The 6102-nt window shown below is 41.8% G+C and carries 1 protein-coding gene, 1 rRNA gene and 1 pseudogene; all 3 read right to left on the reverse strand.

Annotated features, from left to right (window positions below):
• Positions 1-163: 163 nt before the first annotated feature.
• Positions 164-256 (reverse strand): annotated as a pseudogene (locus C8K15_RS20795) (DUF3916 domain-containing protein); the annotation flags it as partial.
• A gap of 457 nt (positions 257-713) precedes the next feature.
• Positions 714-4787, reverse strand: a complete 4074-nt coding sequence (locus C8K15_RS11525) for a S8 family peptidase (protein WP_108586558.1) — start codon at positions 4785-4787, stop codon at positions 714-716.
• 1092 nt (positions 4788-5879) lie between these two features.
• Positions 5880-5995: ribosomal RNA gene (gene rrf, locus C8K15_RS11530) — 5S ribosomal RNA — on the reverse strand.
• Between the last annotated feature and the right edge of the window lie 107 nt (positions 5996-6102).

Here is a 6102-nt window from a genome sequence, read left to right on the forward strand (position 1 = left end):
CGATTGTTCCGAATATTTTTTTTTGTGTTTAAATATTTCATGATTAAAATCTCCTTTGTGTTGTTCAATATTCTAAAACCTTTACATATATTAGACGAATAAAGTAAGTAAATAGTTTTGATGATTTTTTATTTATATTTTTCCAATTCCCTGTTATCTTCTGAAAATCGGAAGGGAACTCTTTTGTTTCTTCCTCAATTCGATTAATCATATCCTTTGTTTTTCTTCGTAGTCCTCGTACCTTTTTATTACGCATTTCTTTTTCCTATCTATCATCAGTTTATTTTATATTTATTCAATTAACCTCCCTCTATAAACATTGATGTATCTACAGCTTGCACCAACAATCAGGGCTATTGAACAGATAACCACAACTACTACTATTACAAGATATTTCTCAATCTCATATTTATATCCTAATAAGAATAGTAATCTCACGGACTGAATAAAAACACCGCTAAACGGAAGATTCCCTGTTTAGCGGTGCTTCCGCTTTGCGTACTATGATTGAGTTGATTTCAGCATAGCATTATAGATTTTTTCAATTACTTTAACGGTCGTAAAAATTTGATAAAAGAGTGCTACCAACATTGATTTTATAATAGAGGATTTTGTGAGAATGCCTGAACAACAAAAAGCTTGTCTTATGCCCTGGCTCACTATCAAACTCAATTTTCACACTCTTACCAGTAACTAAATGAAGATCTTCGGTGTTAACGTTGCGATAGTTTGTGCTTGAATTTTGCTGTTAATGTAACTGTCTTTGAGACTTGATTGTTCGCAATATCGGTTGCGACAACTGTAATTTCGTTCACACCATTATCAAGCAAAATCCGCTTCGAATACTTGCCGTCAACAATTGCTGCCTCAAAACCATTCACTTGGACTGATTTGAGGTTGACATCTGAAACCGTCCCTTCAACTGTCACCGTTTCACGATTCGTCTTATCTCCGTTTTTCGGATTGTCGAGTGTCAGTTTAGGATTGATCGTGTCAAGCATGATTGTAACTGGCGCAGATTTACCTGTTACTTTACCACCCATCTTCGACACAGCGATCATCTCATTTGCACCTTCAACAAATTCCATTGGGATAGCGAATTTTCCATCATCACCAACTAAAGTAGAACCTGCCTCTTTTCCGTTATTCATCAATTGGATTGTCGTCGATGTAGACGCTGCTCCTTTGATTACCCCGTTTTTCTCATTAGTACTAAAGCCTTGTACTGGTGATGTAATAACCGGTTCAATCACTTCATAGATGACACGAGCACGGATCATGAAGTTTCCTTCGCTTGTAAGTGAAGGCGTCCATGAACCTGCATCAAATTGATAGTTCCTATTAGAGTTCCGGGTATTTGTATCTGACGCAAGTCCAGGTGCATTCGTTCTACCCTGCGTCTGGACATAGACCATGTAGAAATCGCTATCAACTTCAATATTGTATTCTGTCAAATCAACGACTGTCCATGTACCGTCACGTTTTGCTTGCGCGCTAAATGGACCAGCCAGTTTCTTACCGGGTGCACCATCTGCACCTGTTGCATCCCACACCTCTACTGCAAAAGCAGTTCCACCAGGTATAGGCCAACTCTCATCCGAGAAGCGGAAGACGCCATCGGATACGATTGCAGATTCTTTTCCAGCAGGAAGAGTCATTTTCACTCCCCAAGCATTTCCAGCTGCAAAAAACGCATATGCATTTTCTTCTGTTCCATCATCATAGCCAATTTCCCCACCTGGGTACGTATAATACGGCTCAAGCTCAAGATCCAGTGCCGTATCGTTGCCGATTGAAATGGTAGTTCTCTGACCACCGTAACCTCTTGCAAACACTACAAGCGTATAGTCCCCCTCATAAGCAGTGATGGAATAGTTACCATTTACATCTGTCACTACAGGTGTGATATTTGCATCTTCAAGGAGAAGTAATTTCGCTCCTTCAATTCCTTCACCTGTTGATTTGTCTGTAATTGTACCGCTAACCGTTGCTTTTGGCAGTTCTTCTAATATGAAATTCGCTTGTGTCGATTTATCCGCCTCGATTTTAACGGTTTGTTCTTTAGATTGGAATCCGTAAGCTTCTGCTTTCGTAGTAAATGTACCTATGCCATGAATTAACGAATACTTCCCGTCAGCAAGGTTTGAATAGACTGAACGTCCTGTTTCAAGTACACTCACTTGTGCTCCAATTGGTAAGACCATCGGGTTGAAATTCCCTTCGCCTAGTGTTGTTTCTTTTTCAGGCAATGCGGGTTTTATTTTTGTTGGGTCAATCGCTTCTTCGAATAAATCTTTCCCTTTCTCTGTAATCACGTCGGGATTTATATTGTTTGGTTTTTTGACACCATCAAGACCACTTTTTTCGGTATTCAATTTACTCCCTTTGTCACCTTGTTTAATCCCTTTTGATATATGTGATGTATCAACTAAAGAGACATCATCGATATACCAGCCATCCTCTTCAACGTTTCCATCAGAAAATCCATTGAACCCGATATAGACGCGCTGACCGCTATACGCTGACAAATCGACTTCCGTCTCAGACCAAGCACTTGATCGACCTTGAATCTTGAGTAGTTGTGTCCATTCCTTCTTATCAGTGGATATGAAAACATGTCCGTAATCATAAGCTGCCCCTGCTGATGATTGCTCGAATTCATTCCATTGTTTGAATTGCAAGTAGGCATTTCCTTCAGGCAAATCCATTGGAGGCATAAGGAGTGTTGCGTTCATATTACTCCCATACGGACCTTCAAGATTTGTGGCGTACACTTTTTCACCAGATGCAGCTTTACCAGGGCCGGATGTCGGTACACCCCACTCCCAAGTATCCATCAACCCAAATGAAGCCCAACCTATTGGTGTCTTCTCAAAATTTTCGAAATAGCCAACTGTAATAGCTGGTTTCACTTCGATTCTGTGATTTTCACTTACTACTTCGTTATTCCCGAAGTCATTGATTGTCCATTTGTAAGCGATCGAATCACCAGCGATTTCCTCACTTGGAATCGTTGCTACATATTCTCCGGACTTATAATCTCCAGACTTCTGAGAGGCATTCACTGCTTTCCATTCTCCGTTTGCACCTTGGTAGTTCAGTACGACGGATGCTAAGCTAATGTTGTCACTCACTTTGATTTTCAAATCGAGATCCATTCCTACATATGTAGCTATCGGCGCAGTATGAGTGAATGTTGGGGCTTCATTATCCTCCCCTTTTTTCGCCACTTGGCCTTCAAGCTTTCCAAGACCATTAATGATTGCAGAAACAGACATATAAGCGTCGACAAGTCCATATCCATACCCATCGTTCGGAGTCTGTGGATATTCAATATCCGTCAACGGGACTGCCGTATCTAAAAGAATCTGTTCCATTTCATCGACTGTTACGTTCGCGTTCACTTGGCGGAGCATTGCCGCTATCGCCGAAACTGCCGGACTAGCCATCGATGTTCCATTCCAACCGCCTTCATAACCACTCCCCGGGACTGCTGAACGGATGTTCGCTCCAGGTGCAGAGACATCTGGTTTAATTTCCGAATACGGTGATGGACCGCGTAAGGAAAAAGCTCCCACTTTATTGTCAATGTCGGTCGCACCAGTTGCAAATGATTCCGGATAGTTACCCGGAGATGCTACTGATCCTGGTCCCCCTGGGTTAAATATCGTTGTATTTCCAGCTGCGAATCCAGGAAATATTTGTGCAGCACGCCAGTTTTTAACGACGTCGCGATACCACTCATCAAGACCAGCACCCCCACCCCATGAGTTATTCACAACATCTGGTGCCATGTCGACACGTGAATTGCCATTTGCATCTGTCGGGGCCAAAATCCATTGCGCTGCTGCCAATAGATCACTATCTGATCCCCCATCCGCTGAAAATGCTTTGACAGCAATCCATTTCGCACCCGGTGCTACACCAATTTGGTTAGAACCATTTGGCTCGCCACCTACCATCGTACCGGTAACATGTGTACCATGCCCCTGGTCATCATAAGGTGCTGCTTGTCCTGCAGTCGCATCAAACCAGTTGAAATCATGATTCACTTCACCTGTCGCTGCATTGTAGCCGCGGTATTTTTCTTTCAATGCAGGGTGATCCCATTGGACACCTGTATCGATGCTCGCGACGACTGTTCCCGAACCGTCAATACCCATGTCCCAAACTTTAGGGGCATTGACCCTGTCAACATTCCATTCTACATTGGCGATTTGGGAATCAGGTGTTACTGCGTTTTTGGTTTTCGTTGTATATAGTTCCCGTGTTTCATTCGGTAGAACTTTTTCAACTTCAGCGAATGTCGCTATTTTTTGCGCCACTTCTTTTGTAGCTGTAACAGCCATTCCGTTGACAATGTAATACGACGTAATATCTTTAGCGTTCCCTGCCTTCACTTGCTGATCCAAATACTGTTTTACATTTTGTTGCGATTCAAGAGATGTCATTTTCAATTCAGATACAACAGCGGAACGTTGCATGAGCATTGATTTTTTTGCCGAAAGATTTGCATTACCGGCATCTTGTTTTGCTTGCTCTGCTACTTTTTCCGCGTCTGCACTCTCTTTAAATTTTATGAGAAAAGTAACTCTGTCCTCTTTTTCGAATGTTTCTAGTAAACTACTGCTCAATTTGTTCCCCGAAAGTACGTTAGAGTCATTTAATGATTGGTGCAGTTTTTTATTTGGTTCCGCAGTTGCTATTCCCGGTACAATTAAGGAAAGTACCATGAGTAATGTCGCAACAATGTTGAACATTTTTTTTAGATTACCTTTCTTTTTCATCTTCAACTTCATTCTCCTCCAATTTTTATTGCGATACTTCTTCAAGAAGTCCATAAAAAAAAACCTGCCCCCTTTCTACAAATTAGTATAGGTACTCAATGGTGTCTGTTGCGAAATTCTAGTTGTTATTATTTAACATAGCATAATATAATAGTATTTTTTGTCGAAATAAGACTGATTATTCAAAATCGATAGTTTATATCTAGTAAACTCTTTACGTAATATAACCAAACTACCATTGAGTTTGCACAATACTTTAAGGAATATCGACATGATATTATAAAAGATGGATATCCTGCACTACAAGATCGTTATATTGGGATATCTCAGGACGAAATAGACCAGGCAATTGATGAATTTAGTTTGTAATAGGGATTGCCAAAACGTGACCTACATAGTGAGGTTATCATTCTTCTAAGTAACGATGTGGATGGTTATTGCTACTTAGAGTGCGAAGTCTAAAGGGAGATTTTTTATTATCCAGCTTACGATGCATAAAGAATTGGTAAGAAACCGATACCTCGGAAGGTATCGGTTTTTTATTTTGCCTAGCGACGTCCTACTCTCACAGGGGGAGCCCCCAACTACCATCGGCGCTAGGCTGCGAAAGACGATGAACGGCAGATTTCTTCGTCAACCGCAGGTCTTCGAGTCTCGCGTATATTATACGCTCCGAGTCTCTTCCCTTTGTTTCCTCGAACTCTTTGTTCCTCCTCTTTCTCGCACACCTTCGACTCAATAGAAAAAATGAACACAAAAAAACCAGTACCTTTCGGTACCGGCTTCTTACTTGCCTAGCGACGTCCTACTCTTGCAGGGCGCGCCCCCAACTACCATCGGCGCTAGGCTGCGAAAGACGATGAACGGCAGATTTCTTCGTCACCTGCGGGCTTCTCGTTTCTCGCGTATGGAATACGCTCCGAGACTCGCCCCCTTGGTTCCTCGAACTCTTTGTTCCTCCTCTTTCTCACACACCTTCAAATCTATAGAAAATTGAATACAATAAAATCAGTACCTCTTTGAAAAGTCCTAGTCCCTCATAAACAAACACAAAAAAGCCGATACCTTTTAACAGGTATCGGCTTTCTAATTGCCTAGCGACGTCCTACTCTTGCAGGGGGAAACCCCCAACTACCATCGGCGCTAAAGAGCTTAACTTCCGTGTTCGGTATGGGAACGGGTGTGACCTCTTTGCCATTATCACTAGACTAATTGAGTGTTTGTTCACTCAAAACTGGATAAACGGGCCATTGAAAGCCATTCAAAATTGTGGTTAAGTCCTCGATCGATTAGTATTCGTCAGCTGCACACGTCG

It is taken from the genome of Paenisporosarcina sp. OV554, from assembly GCF_003058165.1.
Taxonomy (GTDB): Bacteria; Bacillota; Bacilli; order Bacillales_A; family Planococcaceae; genus Paenisporosarcina.